Here is a 16528-nt window from a genome sequence, read left to right on the forward strand (position 1 = left end):
CAAGGCCGCAGGCGTGACGCGGACCGGGACCAGGCGACCACGCAAGGTTTTGGGCGGCGCCTTGCCCACGGAGGGATCAAGCCTGACCGCCCGGAGTGGGCAAGGCGCCGCCCAAAACCGTCCCCCGGTAGGCCGGAAGCAAATCCGGCCCGCCCAAAACCGTCCCCCGGTAGGCGGAAACGTTTCCGGCCCGCCCCGAAAGATCGAGGCGGGCCGGAAAGAAGAGCCGGAAAGGCTTACTGGTGCTTACGCCGGGCCGCGGTACGCCCACGAACCGTCTGGTCGAGCTCCACCTTCCGGATCCGAACCGCCACCGAGGTGACCTCGACGCATTCGTCCTCGCGGCAGAACTCGAGGGACTGCTCCAGGGACAGCTTGCGCGGCGGGATCACCTTCTCGGTGTTGTCCGCGCTCGCCGCACGCATGTTGGTGAGCTTCTTCTCCTTGGTGATGTTGACGTCCATGTCGTCCTCGCGCGAGTTCTCGCCGACGATCATGCCTTCGTAGACCTCGGTGCCCGGCTCGACGAAGAGCTGGCCGCGCTCCTGGAGGTTGATCATCGCGAAGCCGGTGACGGCGCCGGCCCGGTCGGCGACCAGGGAGCCGTTCTGGCGGGTGCGCAGCTCGCCGAACCACGGCTCGTGCTTCTCATAGAGGTGGTGCATGATGCCGGTGCCGCGGGTCTCGGTGAGGAACTCGGTGCGGAAGCCGATCAGGCCACGCGCCGGGACCAGCCACTCCATGCGGAGCCAGCCGGTGCCGTGGTTGATCAGCTCCTCCATCCGGCCCTTGCGGGTGGAGAGCAGCTGGGTGATGGCGCCCATGTACTCGTCGGGGGCGTCGATGGTGACCCGCTCGACCGGCTCGTGCACCTTGCCGTCGACGACCTTGGTGACGACCTGCGGCTTGCCGACGGTCAGCTCGTAGCCCTCACGGCGCATCTGCTCGACGAGGATGGCGAGGGCCAGCTCGCCACGGCCCTGGACCTCCCAGGCGTCGGGGCGGTCCGTCGGGAGGATGCGGAGCGAGACGTTGCCGATCAGCTCCTTGTCGAGGCGGTCCTTGACCATGCGGGCGGTGACCTTGGCGCCCTTGACCTTGCCGACGAGCGGCGAGGTGTTGGTGCCGAGGACCATCGAGATGGCGGGCTCGTCGACGGTGATCAGCGGCAGCGGGATCGGGTTCTCCGCGTCGGCGAGGGTCTCACCGATCATGATCTCCGGGATGCCGGCGAGGGCGATGATGTCGCCGGGGCCGGCGCTCTCGGCGGGCTTGCGCTCGAGGCCCTCGGTGACCAGCAGTTCGGAGATGCGCACGTTGGAGATCGTGCCGTCGGTCTTGCACCAGGCGACGGTCTGGCCCTTGCGGATGGTGCCCTCGTGCACGCGACAGAGCGCGAGACGGCCGAGGAACGGCGAGGCGTCCAGGTTGACGACGTGTGCCTGGAGCGGGGCGCCCTCGGTGAACGTCGGCGCCGGGATGGTGTCGAGGATCGTGCTGAACAGCACCTCGAGGTCGGTGGAGTCCTCGGGGACGGTGCCGTCCTTGGGCTGGGTCAGCGAGGCGATGCCGTCGCGGGCGCAGGCGTAGACGATCGGGAACTCGATCTGGTGCTCGTCGGCGTCGAGGTCGAGGAACAGCTCGTACGTCTCGTCGACGACCTCCTTGATGCGAGCGTCGGGCCGGTCCACCTTGTTGATGATCAGGATGATCGGGAGCTTGGCGGCGAGGGCCTTGCGCAGCACGAAGCGGGTCTGCGGCAGCGGGCCCTCGGACGCGTCGACGAGCAGCGCGACACCGTCGACCATGGTGAGGCCGCGCTCGACCTCGCCACCGAAGTCGGCGTGGCCCGGGGTGTCGATGATGTTGATGATGACCGGGTCGCCCTCGGCCGGCTGGTAGCTGATCGCCGTGTTCTTGGCGAGAATGGTGATGCCCTTTTCCCGCTCCAGGTCCATGGAGTCCATGACGCGGTCGGCCATCTCGCCGCGCGCGTGGGACTGGCTGCCCTGGCGCAGCATGGCGTCGACCAGGGTGGTTTTGCCATGGTCGACGTGAGCGATGATGGCGACGTTGCGTAGGTCGGTGCGGGTCTGCATGCCGTCCATTGTTCCCGGCTCAGGTTGCCGTTCGCGACACGGGGTCAAGTCCCGAATCTTGTGGCCTTCTGTCCGGATTTCCGGCCTGCGAAGATCATCTAGCCGCTGATAACGTTCGCCTTCGATGTTCAACGGGGAGGTGTCCGTCGATGGATAGGCGTGTCAGCGTGGCGGCCGCGGTGGTCGCACTGGTGGTCACCGCCGGGTGCGGGCTTCTGGGTTCGGGCGGCGACGACCGGGCCGCGGCGCCGGATCCGGCCTCCGAGTTGGTGTCGGTCGCGCCGGCCACGACCGAGCCGACCGTGGAGCCGACGGTCGAGCCGACGACACCGTCGCCGGCGCCGACCACGGTGAAACCCTCGGCGACCACGAAGAAACCGGCGCCGAAGCCGACGGCTCCGACGTTCAACACCCAGCTTCCGGACTGTGTGCGGTACGTCGGCAAGCCGGTCACCTACGCCAAGGCGAAGGCGGCGCTGAACGCGGCGGCGAAGAAGACGTACTGGCCGGGCTCGGCGCCGGATCTGAAGGTGCCGGCCGACCTGATCCGGGCGACTGCGTGGCACGAGAGCGGCTGGACGTCGAACATCGAGAACTGTGACGGCGGCTTCGGCCTGATGCAGGTGATGCCGGACACCGAGGCGTTCATCAACCAGCGGTTCGAGCAGTCGTACGACTATCGCGACTACCGGCAGAACGCGATCCTCGGCGCCAACCAGCTGGCCTGGCTGACGAGGTACTTCGGGGAGAAGTATTTCAAGAAGAACTACGACCTGGGCACCGCGAAGTGCAAGTCCGACGCCTCACCCTGCCTGCTGAACCTGGTGATCGACGGGTACAACATGGGCTACGGCTCGACCGAGGCGGCGTTCGTGGCGGGCAAGAAGCTGTCCAACCCGAAATACGTGCACCTCATCCGGGCGAACATGCGCGAATGTGACTGCGACACCCTCTGATCCGGGGCGGTCCCGGGGCCTCCGGAGTCGCGAGCTACACTGGTCGGCGGACCCGAGACCCCGCTTACCAGCCGTTTTGACCCTGTCGTCGACGCGGTAGTAAGGTCTCGGGGTTGTCGTGTGTCGTTGATGCTGGCGAGCTGCGTTGTCTCGGCCCGCAGCTCACCCTAAGGAGCCTTACCCAATGCCTCCCAAGAAGAAGACCCATGAGGTAACCCTCGCGCTTGAGGCGGGTAACGCCGCGATGGTCGACCTCGGTAAGATGCTCGGCCCGACCGGTGCCAACATGCGTGCCGTCAAGGTCGAGTACGACGAGGCCACCGCGAAGAACCGGGGCGAGATCATCCCGGTCATCGTGTCGGTCTACGAGGACCGCAGCCACACGCTGGCCTACAAGACGCCGCCGACCAGCTTCCTCATCCGGAAGACCCTGGGCATCAACTCCGGCGCGGCCAACCCGCTCACCACGACCGTCGGCACGCTCAGCGCCGACCAGGTCAAGGCGATCGCGGAGCGCAAGCTGCCCGACCTCAACGCGAACGACCTCGACGCCGCGATCAAGATCGTGGCCGGCACCGCCCGCTCCATGGGTGTCAAGGTCGCTGTCTGAGGTTCCTGATCTGAAGCGCGGGCCCCGGTGTCTCACCGGGGCCCGTTCTTTTTCGGTGTCACCACCTCGTCGATCAGTCCGTACTCCAGGGCCTCGGCGGCGCTCAGCGCCCGCCCGGCGGACAGGTCGTCCTCGATCCGGCTGCGCGGTTTGCCGGTGATCGCGGCCAGCCGGACCACCACCTCCTCCAGCTCCCGCAGGTGCTGCCCGGCCGCGGCGGCCACCTCGTCGGCGGTGCCGGTCACCCCGGCGGCGCGCGGCTCGGAGAGTTTGAAACGGGCGTGCCGGTACGCCGCCCGCTGATCCGCCGCCGCCAGCACCGCCAGCGCCGCCCCGCCCGCCTCGGACGTGACGAGCGCGTGCACCGGGGCGGACAGCGCGTCCAGCACGTCGACCACCGACAGCGCGGCGCCCAGCCCTCCGCCCGGACTGGACACGTGCAGGTGGACCACCTCCGGCCCGGCCGAGTCGAGGGTGAGCAGCGCCGCCGCGATCCCGGACGCGGTCTCGTGGGTGATCTGGCCGCGCAGCATCACGATCCGCTGGTCGAAGAGGCGCTCCTCGAGCCATCCCGGGAAGCCGGGGGTGAGGGCGGGCGGATGTGGCGGTTGCCATTCGGGCTGATGGTGCGGGTGCGGGAAGAGCGGCATGACGCCAGCGTAACCAGGCGGCCGCGAAACGTGCCGATAACCGGAGGCGGCTAGGGTCCGGCCATGTCCGGGCCCGGCGGCGTTCCGCCCTGCTCGCCCGGCTCGCCGATCGGCCGGCCGGCAGCGCCGGAACGCGATCGTCGACGAGTTGCGGTCCATCATCCTGTACGGCGAGGTGCCGCCCGGTTCGGCGATCCCGGTCGATGCGGTGGCGGCGGCGTTCGGGATGAGCCGGACCTCGTGGAACCTCTACAACAACCCGGAGGTGATCCACTACACCCTGGAGACGCTGGGCGCCTTCATCGGCCCGCTCGTGAGCGGTCCGGCGTGGACGGCTACGTCGTCGCCTGCTTCGGCGACCCCGGGCTCGACGCGGCCCGGCACGCCCCGGACCACGACGGCTCCGACGTCATCGTGCTCGGCTGCGCCGGGATGGCCGGGCTCTGCGCCGAGGTGTCCGCCGCCCTGGGCGTGCCGGTCGTGGACGGGGTGTCCGCGGCCACCCTGCTGGTGCAGTCGCTAGTGACATCGGGGCTGCGCACGTCGAAGCGGGACGAGTACGCTGCGCCCCCGGTCAAGCCGTACACCGGGATCTTGAACGGCTTCATGCAACCTGCGGGAGGTGAGAGTCGTCAGGGAGGCGTGAAAGCAAAGGAGGGACTCGTGTGAAGAACGAGCGTGATGAGCAATTCCACCGGTTCGTGGCCAGCCGGAGGGCCGCGCTGGTGCGGACGGCGACTCTGCTCACGGCGGGTGACGCCCACCTGGCCGAGGACCTCGTCCAGTCCACGCTGACGAAGCTGTACGTCGCCTGGCCGGCGTTCCAGCGAGCCGACAACCCGGAGGGGTACGTGCGGCGCACGCTGGTGAACGCGCTGACCGACGAGCGGCGGCGGTGGTGGCGGCGCAGTGAACGGTCGATGGCCGAGGTTCCCGACCGGGCAGCCGCGCCACATGCCGAGGGCGATCTCTCCGACGGGCTGCGCGTGGCCCTGCGGGATCTGCCACCACGGATGCGGGCGGCGCTGGTGTTCCGCTACTTCTACGACCTCGACGTCGCCGACACCGCCGACGCCCTCGGATGCTCCGAGGGGACGGTGAAGAGCCAGACCGCCCGGGCCCTCGACCGGCTCCGCGCGGTGCTCGGCTCGAACCCCTCCCTGGCAACCCTCTGATCAGGAGAAACTGAGATGATGAACCTTCACGACGGGTTGGCGCAGCTGGCCGGCCCGGCCGCTGAGCCGACTCCGGACACGGTCGCGGCCGACCTGGCCCGGGGCCGGCGGGCGCTGCGCCGCCGCCGGACCGCGCAGGCCGCCGCCGGATCCGCCTTCACCGTCGCCGCCGTGGCCGCGGCGTTCGCGTTCGCCACCGCCGGTTCGACGGCGCCCACTCCCGGCCCGGTCGAGGCGAAGGCCCCGGCCACCGTCGCCACGATCCCGGCCGGCGGTTTCAAACTGGTCGACTACCGCGGCGCCCAGCCGGAGGCCTTCACCGTCGGCAAGGTCCCGGCCGGCTGGGAGGTCCAGGGCGTCACCGTGAGCTCCCTCACCGTCGGCCCGGTGGGCATGGCCGACAAGGACCCGAACAGCTTCGTCGGCAAGGTCGCCGTGATGCTGCAGTCCGCCGACGAGCACGGCGAGATGCCCGGCACACCGACCCGCGTGCGGGTCGGCGACCAGGAGGGCTTCTTCGTGCAGCGAACCGGCTCCCAGGGGGTGACGCTGTTCGTCAAGCAGCCCAACGGCATCAACCTGGAGATCCAGGTCTGGGAGGGCATCGACTGGACCCGTGACCAGATCGTCGCGTTCGCCGAGGGCGTGCACGTGAGCCCGGACGCCAAGCAGGGCGTGGGCTGACAGTAAGGAAGAGGACGGGGAGACCGGGACGAGGTAAGCGCCCCGGTCTCCCCGCGTCCGGTCACCAGCTGCGGGCGCGCCACTCCGGCAGGTGCGGGCGCTCGGCGCCGAGGGTCGAGTCCCTGCCGTGGCCGGGATAGAACCAGGTGTCGTCGCCGAAGCGGCCGAAGATCTTGTGCTCGACGTCGTCGATCAGCGAGGCGAAGTCCTTCTTCACCCCGCGCGTGTTGCCCACCCCGCCGGGGAAGAGGCTGTCGCCGGTGAAGAGGTGGGCGCCCCGGTAGGCCAGGACGATCGAGCCCGGGGTGTGCCCGACCACGTGGATCACGTCCAGGACGTGGCCGCCGACCTCGACCGTGTCGCCGTCACGCAGCGTGCGAGTCACCACCGGGATCTCCGCCGCGTCGTCGGCGTGGGCCAGCGACTCGGCGCCGGTGGCCTTCACCACCTCGGCCAGGGCCTGCCAGTGGTCGCCGTGCCGGTGGGTGGTCACGACCGTGCGCAGGCCGGCCGGGCCGATCAGGTCCAGCAGGGTCGCCGCGTCGTTCGCCGCGTCGATCAGGAGCTGCTCGCCGCCGGCACTCAGCAGGTAGGCGTTGTTGTCCATCGCGCCGACCGAGACCTTCGCCAGGGTCAGGCCGTCGCCCAGGTCACGGACGGCGGGCTCGCCGCCGCGGACGACGTCTCCGGTGTATGCGGTGCTCATCTACCACCCCGGTATGCGGTGCTCGTCTACCACTTCGCGGGCGTGGGAAGCTCGCCGTCCGGCGAGACGGTCAGGTCGGCGCCGTCGGCCCGGCCGGCCAGCCAGGCCGCGAGCGACCGGGTCGGCCCGCCGATCACCGGGCCGTCCGCCGAGCCGATCACCAGCGGATGCTCCAGACCGGCCGGGCGCAACACCATGTCGGGCGAGCCGGGCGGCGGGTCGCCGACGGTCGTGCGGAGCAGCCGCAGCGCGAACGCCTCCGGCCAGTCCCCCGGGGTGTAGCCGCGGCCCAGATCGACCCGGTGGATCTCCACCTCGCACAGCCGCAGCCACGGCACCACCGCCGCGCTGCGGGCCATCGGCAGCGGGGTGGCCCAGGCCGCCGCCGGCATCGCCGCGGCCGCGTCGGCGAACCGCTCGTGCGCGGCCCGGATGTCGGCGACCTGCTCGGCGACCGGGCGGGCGGCGCCCGCGGCGATGCCGGCCTCGCGGGCCTCCGGTGACGCGTAGGCCGGGGTCTCCACTCCGGTCCGGGCCCAGGTCAGCAGGTTGGTCAGAGCGTCCGCGTTGCGCGCCAGATGGGTCAGCACATGCCCGACGGACCAGCCGGGCAGCAGTGATGGGGCGCCGACCTCGCCGTCGGACAGCGGCTCCGCGGCGCGCAGCAACGCCGCGGTGGCGTCCTCCACGTCGGTCATCAGCACGAGCGGATCGATCGTCACCCACCGACCCTAACCGGCCGGGGCGGAATTCGCTTTCGCGCCGCATCCCTCCGCCGTACCGTCGTTGCCAGACACGATCGTTCGACCCGCGGAGGAGGTGAGGACCGTGCAGTTCCGAGTCGCCGTGTCCCTTCACCAGGGGGCCTTCGCCTGATCTCGCAGGCCACGCCGTCCCCGAAAGACCGTAAAGGGTTCCCATGTCGTACCACCTGTCCCAGCTCGGCTGGGACGAGCACTTCACATCCTCGTTCCGCCGGTTCGACCGGGCCGACTCCAGCCCGGGGCGGGTGCTCCGCGCCGACCGCGGCGTCTGCACGGTGCTGACCGCGGACGGGCCCACCCGGGCCGGTCTCGGCGGGTCCGTCATGCTGGACGCCGCCCGGGATCCCGCCAACCTGCCCTGCACCGGCGACTGGGTGGTGTTACGCCACTGGCCGGACCGGCGCACCACGATCGAGCTGGTGCTGCCGAGACGTACCACCCTGATCCGGCGCACCGCCGACAAGGACTCGTCCGGGCAGGTCCTGGCCGCCAACATGGACACCGTCGCGGTCGTCGAGCCGATCCATCCCGAGCCCGACGACACCCGGGTGGAGCGTCTCCTCGCCCTCGCCTGGGAGTCCGGCGCCGACCCGATCCTCGTCCTCACCAAGAGCGACACCACCACCGATCCGGCCGCCGTGGCCCGGCAGCTCGGCGACCTCGCGCCCGGCGTGCCGGTCCTGCCGGTCAGCGTCCAGCGCGGCGAAGGACTCGACGCCCTGCGCGGGTACGCCGGCCCCGGCCGCACCCTGGCCCTGCTCGGCCGGTCCGGCGCCGGCAAGTCGACGCTCGTCAACGCCCTCGCCGGGACGACCGTCATGCCGGTGCAGGCGATCCGGGACGCCGACGGCAAGGGCCGGCACACCACCGCCTACCGCAACCTGGTCGTCGTCCCGGGCGGCGGCACGGTCATCGACACCCCGGGCATCCGGGGCGTCGGCCTGCTCGACACCGGCAGCGGCCTGGAACGCGCGTTCGCCGACGTCACCGACCTGGCCGGCCGGTGCCGCTTCGACGACTGCTCGCACGACAGCGAGCCGGGCTGCGCCGTCCAGACCGCCCTCGCCGACGGTTCCCTGCCACCGCGCCGCCTGGCCAGCTGGCGCAAACTCCGCCGTGAGGTCGAGGTGGAGAGCGGCCGGCGCTCGGCCCGGCTGGCCCGCCAGCGCCGCATTCCCACCCCGCCGAGCGCCCGGCGGCTGTGACCGGTCACCGCGGCGCCGGACGTCGCGGACGGGCCCTCTGGCAGAATTCGGCCGGTGCATGCGGCTGACGAGATGACCGGGGAGCCGGCGGCGCAGGTCGCGGAGCGCAGGCCGCGGCGGTGGCGGTGGCGGTCGATCGACACCGTGGTCCTGCTCGGGTTCCTGGGGCTGGCCGTGCTGGTGCTCGGCCGGCTCTGGGCCGACCCGAACGGGCGGGTGCTCGACGGCAACGACGACGACCACGGCATCTTCCTGTTCATGCTGGCGCACGCCGAACGGGTGGTCTTCGACGGCGCCGCACCGTTCGTCACCGACCGGTTCAACGTGCCGGTCGGGGTCAACATGATGGCGAACACGTCCATCCTGGCCCTCGCCCTGCCACTGGCCCCGCTGACGCACTTCCTCGGCGGCGGGGTGACCGTCGCGCTGCTGATCACCGGCGGCCTCGCCGGGACCGCGTTCGCCTGGTACTGGGTGCTCTCCCGTCATCTGCTGGAGAGCCGCCTCGCGGCCTGGATCGGCGGGCTCTGGTGCGGGTTCGCGCCGGCGATGATCTCGCACGCGGCCGGGCATGTGAACTTCGTCAACAACTACGTGCTGCCGTTCATCGTCTGGCAGGTGCTGCGGCTGGCCGAGCCGGGCCGGGTCCGCCGGGGCGGGATCGTCCTCGGGCTGCTGATCGTGCTGCAGATCTTCATCAACGAGGAGGCGCTGCTCTTCACCGCGCTGACCCTGGGCGTCTTCGCGGTCGCCTGGGCCGCGATGGCGCGGGACGAGGCGCGGCGGGTGTGGCGGCACTTCACCGCCGGGATCGGGGTGGCCGCGCTGACGTCGGGCGTGCTGCTGGCGTACCCGCTCTGGTATCAGTTCTTCGGGCCCGGCAACTATCATGGGCAGCCGTTCCGGCCCACCGACTACGTCACCGACCTGGCCTCGCTGGGTGCGTTCCCGCGGCAGTCGGTGGCCGGCAGCGAGGCGATCGCGCAGCGGCTCAGCGTGAGCGCCACCGAGGACAACACGTTCTTCGGGCCGGCCGGGCTGGTGATGATCCTGGTGGCCGCGGTGGTGCTGTGGCGTTCGGTGGCGTTGCGGGCGACCACGATCGCCGGGCTGGTGCTGCTGCTCATGTCGTTCGGGCCGAAGCTGCGGGTGGCCGGGCAGGACACCGGGATCCCGTTGCCGTTCGGCCTGATCAGTCATGTGCCGGTGATCGACCTGGTCAGTGTGACGCGGTTCGCGATGGTGCCGGCGACGGTCGCCGGGGTGCTGCTGGCGTTCGCCGCCGACCGGATCCGGCGCCGGCGGCGGCTGTTCTGGATCGGGATGGTCCTCGCCCTGGTGCCGCTGGCGCCGAAACCGCTGCCGGTGGTGCAGGGGATCCCGATGCCGGAGTTCCTCACCGCGGGGACCTGGCGGCAGTACGTCCCGGAGGGCCGGACCCTGGTCACGGTGCCGCTGCCGGACGTGACGAGTGGCCGGACCGGGCAGCGCTGGGCCACCCTCAACAATCTGGACTACCCGACGCCGCGCGGCTACTTCATGGGCCCGGCGCGGCCACCGTTCGACGACACCGGCTCCTGGTCGGCGCCGCACACCTACACCTCGCGGCTGCTGCTGAACGTGCAGATGTACAACCGGCCACCGGTCGCCGTCGACCGGGCCGCCGTGCTGGCGGACCTGGCGTACTGGCGGGCGGCCGTGGTCGTGCTCGTCCCCGGGGTCCGCAACGGCGACCTGCTCCGCACCGTCCTGGTCGGGGCTCTCGGCGAGCCACAATGGGTGGGCGGCGTGGAGATCTGGCGGGTTCCCCCGGAAGAGTGAGGGGGCTGCTGCCGGAAAATGTCGTACCCCGTCGTTAGAGTGACTGGTCGACTTCAAACACCTGTACGGACTCGCCTTCAAGGCAGAGAGGCTGGCCGTGGCCGACCGACTGACAATCCGTGGCGCGCGCGAGCACAACCTGCGCGACGTCAACCTCGACCTGCCCCGCGAAGCCATGATCGTCTTCACCGGGCTCTCCGGTTCGGGCAAGTCCAGCCTCGCGTTCGACACGATCTTCGCCGAGGGGCAGCGGCGTTACGTCGAGTCCCTGTCGTCGTACGCGCGGCAGTTCCTCGGCCAGATGGACAAGCCGGACGTCGACTTCATCGAGGGTCTGTCGCCGGCGGTGTCGATCGACCAGAAGTCGACGAACCGGAACCCGCGTTCCACCGTCGGCACGATCACCGAGGTCTACGACTACCTGCGGCTGCTGTTCGCCCGGACCGGCATCCCGCACTGCCCGGTCTGCAAGGAGCGGATCAGCAAGCAGACCCCGCAGCAGATCGTCGACCGGGTCCTGGCGATGCCCGAGGGCACCAAGTTCATGGTCCTCGCCCCGGTGGTCCGCGGCCGTAAGGGGGAGTACGTCGACCTCTTCGCCGACCTGCAGGCCAAGGGCTACGCCCGGGCCCGGGTCAACGGCGTGGTGCACGCGCTCACCGAGCCGCCGAAACTGAAGAAGCAGGAGAAGCACACCATCGAGGTGGTCATCGACCGCCTCAGCGTGAAGTCGTCCAGCAAGCAGCGCCTCACCGACTCGGTCGAGGCCGCGCTCGGCCTGGCCGGCGGCATCGTCCTGCTCGACTTCGTCGACCTGCCGGAGGACGACCCGGACCGGGAGCGGCGCTTCTCCGAGCACCTGGCGTGCCCCAACGACCACCCTCTCGCCATCGAGGACCTGGAGCCGCGGGTCTTCTCCTTCAACGCGCCGTACGGCGCGTGCCCCGAGTGCACCGGCCTCGGCACCAAGAAGGAGGTCGACCCCGAGCTGATCATCCCGGACGAGGAGAAGAGCCTCAGCGCCGGCGCGATCCAGCCGTGGGCCGGCGGTACCACCCAGGAGTACTTCCTGCGCCTGCTGGAGGCCCTCGCCAACGCCGAGGGCTTCTCCCTGGACGCGCCCTGGCGGGCGCTGCCCAGCCGGGTGCAGAAGACGATCCTGTACGGCGCCGACGACCAGGTCCACGTGCGGTACCGGAACAAGTACGGCCGCGAGCGCTCCTACTACACCGGCTTCGAGGGCGTGGTGCAGTGGATCGAGCGGCGCCACAACGACACCGAGAGCGACTGGTCGCGCGAGAAGTACGAGGGGTACATGCGCGACGTGCCCTGCTCGGTGTGCGGCGGCGCCCGGCTCAAGCCCGAGGTCCTGGCCGTGACGGTGGCCGGCAAGAGCATCGCCGAGGTCTGCAACCTGTCCGTCGGCGACTGCGCTCAGCTGCTGGCCGGTCTCCAGCTCGACGACCGGCAGAAGATGATCGCCGAGCGGGTGCTCAAGGAGATCAACGCCCGGCTGCGGTTCCTGGTCGACGTCGGCCTGGACTACCTCTCGCTGGACCGGGGCGCCGGCACGCTGTCCGGCGGTGAGGCGCAGCGCATCCGGCTCGCCACTCAGATCGGCTCCGGCCTGGTCGGCGTGCTCTACGTGCTGGACGAGCCGTCGATCGGCCTGCACCAGCGGGACAACCACCGGCTGATCGAGACCCTGGTGCGGCTGCGCAACCTGGGCAACACGCTGATCGTGGTGGAGCACGACGAGGACACCATCCGGCAGGCCGACTGGATCGTCGACATCGGCCCGGGCGCGGGGGAGCACGGCGGGCAGATCGTGCACTCCGGCACGGTGGACGGGCTGCTGGCCAACGAGAAGTCGCCGACCGGCGCCTATCTGTCCGGCCGCAAGTCGATCCCGGTGCCGGCGACCCGGCGGCCGCAGACGCCGGACCGGGAGGTCGTGGTGCACGGCGCCCGCGAGCACAACCTGCGCAACATCACGGTGCCGTTCCCGCTGGGCCAGTTCATCGCGGTCACCGGGGTGAGCGGTTCGGGTAAGTCGACGCTGGTCAACGACATCCTGCACACCGTCATGGCGAACCAGATCAACGGCGCCCGCCAGGTGCCGGGCCGGCACACCACGGTGACCGGCCTGGAGCACGTGGACAAGGTCGTCGGGGTGGACCAGTCACCGATCGGGCGGACCCCGCGGTCCAACCCGGCCACCTACACCGGTGTCTTCGACCACATCCGCAAGCTGTTCGCCGAGACCACCGAGGCCAAGGTCCGGGGGTACGGCCCGGGCCGGTTCTCGTTCAACGTCAAGGGCGGCCGCTGCGAGAACTGTTCGGGCGACGGCACCATCAAGATCGAGATGAACTTCCTGCCGGACGTCTACGTCCCCTGCGAGGTGTGCAAGGGCGCGCGGTACAACCGGGAGACCCTGGAGGTGCACTACAAGGGCAAGACCATCTCCGAGGTGCTGAACATGCCGATCGAGGAGGCCGCGGAGTTCTTCTCGGCGCTCCCGGCGATCCACCGGCACCTGCGCACGCTGAACGAGGTCGGCCTGGGTTACGTGCGGCTCGGCCAGCCCGCCACCACCCTGTCCGGCGGTGAGGCCCAGCGCGTCAAGCTCGCTTCCGAGCTGCAGAAACGCTCCACCGGCCGGACCGTCTACGTGCTCGACGAGCCGACCACCGGCCTGCACTTCGAGGACATCCGCAAGCTGCTGCTGGTGCTCAACGGCCTGGTCGACAAGGGCAACACGGTGATCACCATCGAGCACAACCTGGACGTGATCAAGACCGCGGACTGGCTGATCGACATGGGCCCGGAGGGCGGCAGCAAGGGCGGTCTGGTGCTGGCCACCGGCCGGCCGGAGGAGCTGGCCGAGGTGGCGGAGAGCCACACCGGGCAGTTCCTGCGGCACATGCTCGGACTGTCCGGGGAGGCGGCCGGGGCGGCGGCGGCGACCGCGCGGGCGGCCAAGGCGAACGGCGCCGCGCCCAAGACCCGGGCCACCCGCTCGCGGGCGAAGGCGACCGCGGCGACTTAAGAAGTTCTTAGACGACTCTCAGCGACCGCACCTGGTTGATCTCCTAAGGTCGGCCGGGTGCGGCGGTGGGTCGGCACCCCGACGGACCGACGGGCAAACGCGGAGAAAGCGGGAGAATCTCGCTTTGGTTACGTTGAACTGATCACGGCATCGATCCGTACTCCGTAGCGACTCCGCGTGACATTGGCGGCAGAGAACAGGTAGTGGAGGGCGACAAATGACTGACGTGCAGCCGAGGACCGACGCCGAGATCCAGCAGGACCGTCCCGGGACCACCTCGACCCGCCGCGTCGTCCTGATGGGGGCCGGGGCGCTCGGCGCGACCGCGGTCCTGGCGGCCTGCGGCACCGACTCCAGCGGCTCCAACCCGAACGGCTCCGACTTCGCCGACAACCCGATTCCGGCCGGCAGCACGGCCGCCGACGGCAGCACCAGCGGCGGCGCCGGCGGCACCGTCCTGGTGGCGGCGGCGAAGGTGGCCGTCGGTGGCGGCGTGATCCTGGACGATCTGGTGGTCACCCAGCCGACCGCGGGCACCTACAAGGCGTTCAGCAACATCTGCACGCACCAGCAGTGCAAGGTGTCGGAGGTCAAGAACGGCTCGATCGTCTGCCGGTGCCACAACAGCCTGTTCTCGATCAACGACGGGGCGCCGTCCTCGGGCCCGGCCAGCACGCCGCTGTCCGAGACCAAGGTCGAACTGGACGGCGACAACGTGGTGACCGCGGCCTGACGGAGGTCAGGACCGGAGACCCGGGCCGTGGCGGCGGCGCCGGGCCTCCGGCCGGGCAATTCTGTCAGTCCCACGCACTATCGTTGAGCTTGTGCCAGACCCGTCCACTTATCGCCCCGCTCCCGGTACCATCCCGGAGTCTCCCGGCGTCTATCGTTTCCGCGATCCGGCCGGCCGGGTGATCTATGTCGGCAAGGCGAAGAACCTGCGTAACCGGCTGAATTCCTATTTCGCCGACGTCTGGTCGCTGCACGCCCGGACGCAGCAGATGGTCACCACCGCCGCCGGTGTGGACTGGGTCACCGTCGGCACCGAGGTCGAGGCGCTGCAGCTGGAGTTCTCCTGGATCAAGGAGTTCGACCCCCGCTTCAACGTGAAGTATCGCGACGACAAGTCGTATCCGTTCCTCGCCGTCACCCTCGACGAGGAGTTCCCCCGCCTCCAGGTGATGCGCGGCGCGAAGCGCAAGGGCGTCCGCTATTTCGGGCCCTATTCGCACGCCTGGGCCATCCGCGAGACCCTCGACCTGCTGCTGCGGGTCTTCCCGGCCCGCACCTGCAAACTCGGCGTCTTCCAGCGCGCCCACCAGATCGGCCGGCCCTGCCTGCTCGGTGACATCGGCAAGTGCTCGGCCCCGTGCGTCGGCCGGGTCAGCCCCGAGCAGCACCGGGCGATCGTCGACGAGTTCTGCGACTTCATGGGCGGGCGCACCGACCTGTTCCTCAAGCGGGTCGAGCGGGAGATGCTGCAGGCCTCCGAGGACCTGGAGTTCGAGCGCGCCGCGCGGCTGCGTGACGACCTGATGGCCCTGCGCCGGGCTCTGGAGAAGCAGGCGGTCGTGCTGGGCGACGGCACCGACGCCGACGTCGTCGCGTTCGCCGAGGACCCCCTCGAGGCCGCCGTCCAGGTCTTCCACGTGCGTGGCGGCCGGATCCGCGGTGAGCGCGGCTGGGTGGTGGAGAAGGTGGAGGATCTGACCACCGGCGACCTGGTGCACCACTTCTGCCGGCAGATGTACGGGGAGGAGCAGGGCGAGGGCGACGTGCCCCGGGAGATCCTGGTGCCGGCCCTGCCCGACGACGCCGACGCGCTCGCCGTCTGGCTCTCCGGGCGGCGTGGCAGCCGGGCCACCCTGCGGGTGCCGCAGCTCGGCGACAAGAAGACGCTGATGGAGACCGTCGCCCGCAACGCCTCCGGGGTGCTGCAGCGGCACAAGCTGCGCCGCGCCGGCGACCTGACCACCCGCAACAAGGCGCTCGAGGAGATCGCCGAGGCGCTCGGCATGGACAGTGCGCCGCTGCGGATCGAGTGCTTCGACGTGTCGCAGATCCAGGGGACCGACGTGGTCGCCTCGATGGTGGTCTTCGAGGACGGGCTGGCCCGCAAGAGCGAGTACCGCAAGTTCATCGTCCGGGGCAATCCCGACGGCAGCGGCCTGGACGACCTGTCGGCGATGAGCGAGGTGATGCGGCGGCGGTTCGCGCGGGTCAAGGCCGCTCCGGCGGAGCCCGCCGAGGGCGAGATGCCGGGGATCGACCCGCTGACCGGCAAGGCGCGCAAGTTCGCCTACCCTCCTCAGCTGATCGTCGTCGACGGCGGCCAGCCGCAGGTCAACGCGGTCGCCGAGGTGCTGTCCGAGTTGGGTGTCACCGACGTCGCGCTGTGCGGCCTGGCCAAGCGGCTGGAGGAGGTGTGGCTGCCCGCCGACGACTTCCCGGTCATCCTGCCGCGCACCTCGGAGGCGCTCTACCTGCTGCAGCGAGCGCGTGACGAGGCGCACCGGTTCGCCATCACCTTCCACCGGCAGCGGCGGTCGCAGCGGATGACCGAGTCCGCCCTCGACGACGTCGCCGGGCTGGGCGAGGTGCGGCGCAAGGCCCTGCTCCGGCATTTCGGGTCGCTGAAACGGCTCGCCGAGGCCACCCCGGAGGAGATCACCGAGGTGCCCGGAATCGGCCGGCGGACCGCGGAATCGGTGCTGGCCGCGCTGCGTTCACCCGAGACGGGGAAGACCGCGGAGGGATAGCCCTTCCCGGCCTACCATGTTGTGTCCGCGAAACCGACGCAGGAGGC

General features: G+C 70.5%; 14 protein-coding genes. 10 read left to right on the forward strand and 4 right to left on the reverse strand.

Annotated features, from left to right (window positions below; all coding sequences use genetic code 11):
* Positions 1-236: 236 nt before the first annotated feature.
* Entirely contained in the window at positions 237-2099 is a 1863-nt protein-coding gene (gene typA / locus Aut01nite_RS35150; protein WP_043521766.1) for a translational GTPase TypA, read from the reverse strand.
* A gap of 149 nt (positions 2100-2248) precedes the next feature.
* Here typA and Aut01nite_RS35155 point away from each other — a divergent pair, with 149 nt between their 5' ends.
* Positions 2249-3055: a transglycosylase SLT domain-containing protein gene (locus Aut01nite_RS35155; RefSeq protein ID WP_043521503.1), complete on the forward strand. Its 807-nt coding sequence runs from the start codon at positions 2249-2251 to the stop codon at positions 3053-3055.
* Between the two features lie 184 nt (positions 3056-3239).
* Positions 3240-3665, forward strand: a complete 426-nt coding sequence (locus Aut01nite_RS35160; protein ID WP_043521504.1) for an uL11 family ribosomal protein — start codon at positions 3240-3242, stop codon at positions 3663-3665.
* Between the two features lie 32 nt (positions 3666-3697).
* Here the strand turns inward: Aut01nite_RS35160 and Aut01nite_RS35165 are convergent, their stop codons facing one another.
* Complete coding sequence (locus Aut01nite_RS35165) at positions 3698-4315, reverse strand: ATP-dependent Clp protease proteolytic subunit (RefSeq protein WP_043521505.1); 618 nt, start codon at positions 4313-4315, stop codon at positions 3698-3700.
* A gap of 327 nt (positions 4316-4642) precedes the next feature.
* Here Aut01nite_RS35165 and Aut01nite_RS44510 point away from each other — a divergent pair, with 327 nt between their 5' ends.
* From Aut01nite_RS44510 to Aut01nite_RS35180, 3 genes are read left to right on the forward strand one after another with little or no spacing between them, the layout of a single operon-like run.
* The gene (locus tag Aut01nite_RS44510) at positions 4643-4984 is read left to right on the forward strand and encodes an aspartate/glutamate racemase family protein (RefSeq protein WP_052163057.1); all 342 of its coding nucleotides are present in this window, start codon (positions 4643-4645) and stop codon (positions 4982-4984) included.
* Positions 4981-5490 (forward strand): SigE family RNA polymerase sigma factor, encoded by a 510-nt coding sequence (locus Aut01nite_RS35175; RefSeq protein WP_043521506.1) that lies wholly within the window; start codon positions 4981-4983, stop codon positions 5488-5490. Before Aut01nite_RS44510 ends, Aut01nite_RS35175 begins: the two co-directional genes overlap by 4 nt.
* 15 nt (positions 5491-5505) lie before the next feature.
* Positions 5506-6174: a hypothetical protein gene (locus Aut01nite_RS35180; RefSeq protein ID WP_043521507.1), complete on the forward strand. Its 669-nt coding sequence runs from the start codon at positions 5506-5508 to the stop codon at positions 6172-6174.
* A gap of 61 nt (positions 6175-6235) precedes the next feature.
* Here the strand turns inward: Aut01nite_RS35180 and Aut01nite_RS35185 are convergent, their stop codons facing one another.
* Together Aut01nite_RS35185 and Aut01nite_RS35190 are read right to left on the reverse strand one after the other, a co-directional pair.
* Entirely contained in the window at positions 6236-6880 is a 645-nt protein-coding gene (locus Aut01nite_RS35185) for an MBL fold metallo-hydrolase (protein ID WP_043521508.1), read from the reverse strand.
* A 26-nt stretch (positions 6881-6906) separates the two neighbouring features.
* Positions 6907-7602 (reverse strand): maleylpyruvate isomerase family mycothiol-dependent enzyme, encoded by a 696-nt coding sequence (locus Aut01nite_RS35190; RefSeq protein ID WP_043521509.1) that lies wholly within the window; start codon positions 7600-7602, stop codon positions 6907-6909.
* Between the two features lie 197 nt (positions 7603-7799).
* Here Aut01nite_RS35190 and rsgA point away from each other — a divergent pair, with 197 nt between their 5' ends.
* From rsgA to uvrC, 5 genes are all read left to right on the forward strand, one after another.
* Positions 7800-8849, forward strand: a complete 1050-nt coding sequence (gene rsgA / locus Aut01nite_RS35195; protein WP_043521510.1) for a ribosome small subunit-dependent GTPase A — start codon at positions 7800-7802, stop codon at positions 8847-8849.
* Positions 8850-8903: 54 nt separating this feature from the next.
* The gene (locus tag Aut01nite_RS35200; RefSeq protein ID WP_052163058.1) at positions 8904-10670 is read left to right on the forward strand and encodes a hypothetical protein; all 1767 of its coding nucleotides are present in this window, start codon (positions 8904-8906) and stop codon (positions 10668-10670) included.
* A 97-nt stretch (positions 10671-10767) separates the two neighbouring features.
* Positions 10768-13722: an excinuclease ABC subunit UvrA gene (gene uvrA, locus Aut01nite_RS35205; protein ID WP_043521512.1), complete on the forward strand. Its 2955-nt coding sequence runs from the start codon at positions 10768-10770 to the stop codon at positions 13720-13722.
* 217 nt (positions 13723-13939) lie between these two features.
* Positions 13940-14455: a Rieske (2Fe-2S) protein gene (locus Aut01nite_RS35210; RefSeq protein ID WP_052163059.1), complete on the forward strand. Its 516-nt coding sequence runs from the start codon at positions 13940-13942 to the stop codon at positions 14453-14455.
* 91 nt (positions 14456-14546) lie between these two features.
* The gene (uvrC, locus tag Aut01nite_RS35215) at positions 14547-16481 is read left to right on the forward strand and encodes an excinuclease ABC subunit UvrC (RefSeq protein ID WP_043521513.1); all 1935 of its coding nucleotides are present in this window, start codon (positions 14547-14549) and stop codon (positions 16479-16481) included.
* The last annotated feature ends 47 nt before the right edge of the window (positions 16482-16528 follow it).

The sequence above is a fragment of the Actinoplanes utahensis genome, from assembly GCF_016862455.1.
Classification (GTDB): Bacteria; Actinomycetota; Actinomycetes; order Mycobacteriales; family Micromonosporaceae; genus Actinoplanes; species Actinoplanes utahensis.

Bases quoted from the DNA above. Each gene is read 5' to 3' on its own strand.
- typA (WP_043521766.1), bottom strand. From the start codon at position 2,099: ATGCAGACCCGCACCGACCTACGCAACGTCGCCATCATCGCTCACGTC.
- Aut01nite_RS35155 (WP_043521503.1), top strand. From the start codon at position 2,249: ATGGATAGGCGTGTCAGCGTGGCGGCCGCGGTGGTCGCACTGGTGGTC.
- Aut01nite_RS35160 (WP_043521504.1), top strand. From the start codon at position 3,240: ATGCCTCCCAAGAAGAAGACCCATGAGGTAACCCTCGCGCTTGAGGCG.
- Aut01nite_RS35165 (WP_043521505.1), bottom strand. From the start codon at position 4,315: ATGCCGCTCTTCCCGCACCCGCACCATCAGCCCGAATGGCAACCGCCA.
- Aut01nite_RS35180 (WP_043521507.1), top strand. From the start codon at position 5,506: ATGATGAACCTTCACGACGGGTTGGCGCAGCTGGCCGGCCCGGCCGCT.
- Aut01nite_RS35185 (WP_043521508.1), bottom strand. From the start codon at position 6,880: ATGAGCACCGCATACACCGGAGACGTCGTCCGCGGCGGCGAGCCCGCC.
- rsgA (WP_043521510.1), top strand. From the start codon at position 7,800: ATGTCGTACCACCTGTCCCAGCTCGGCTGGGACGAGCACTTCACATCC.
- Aut01nite_RS35210 (WP_052163059.1), top strand. From the start codon at position 13,940: ATGACTGACGTGCAGCCGAGGACCGACGCCGAGATCCAGCAGGACCGT.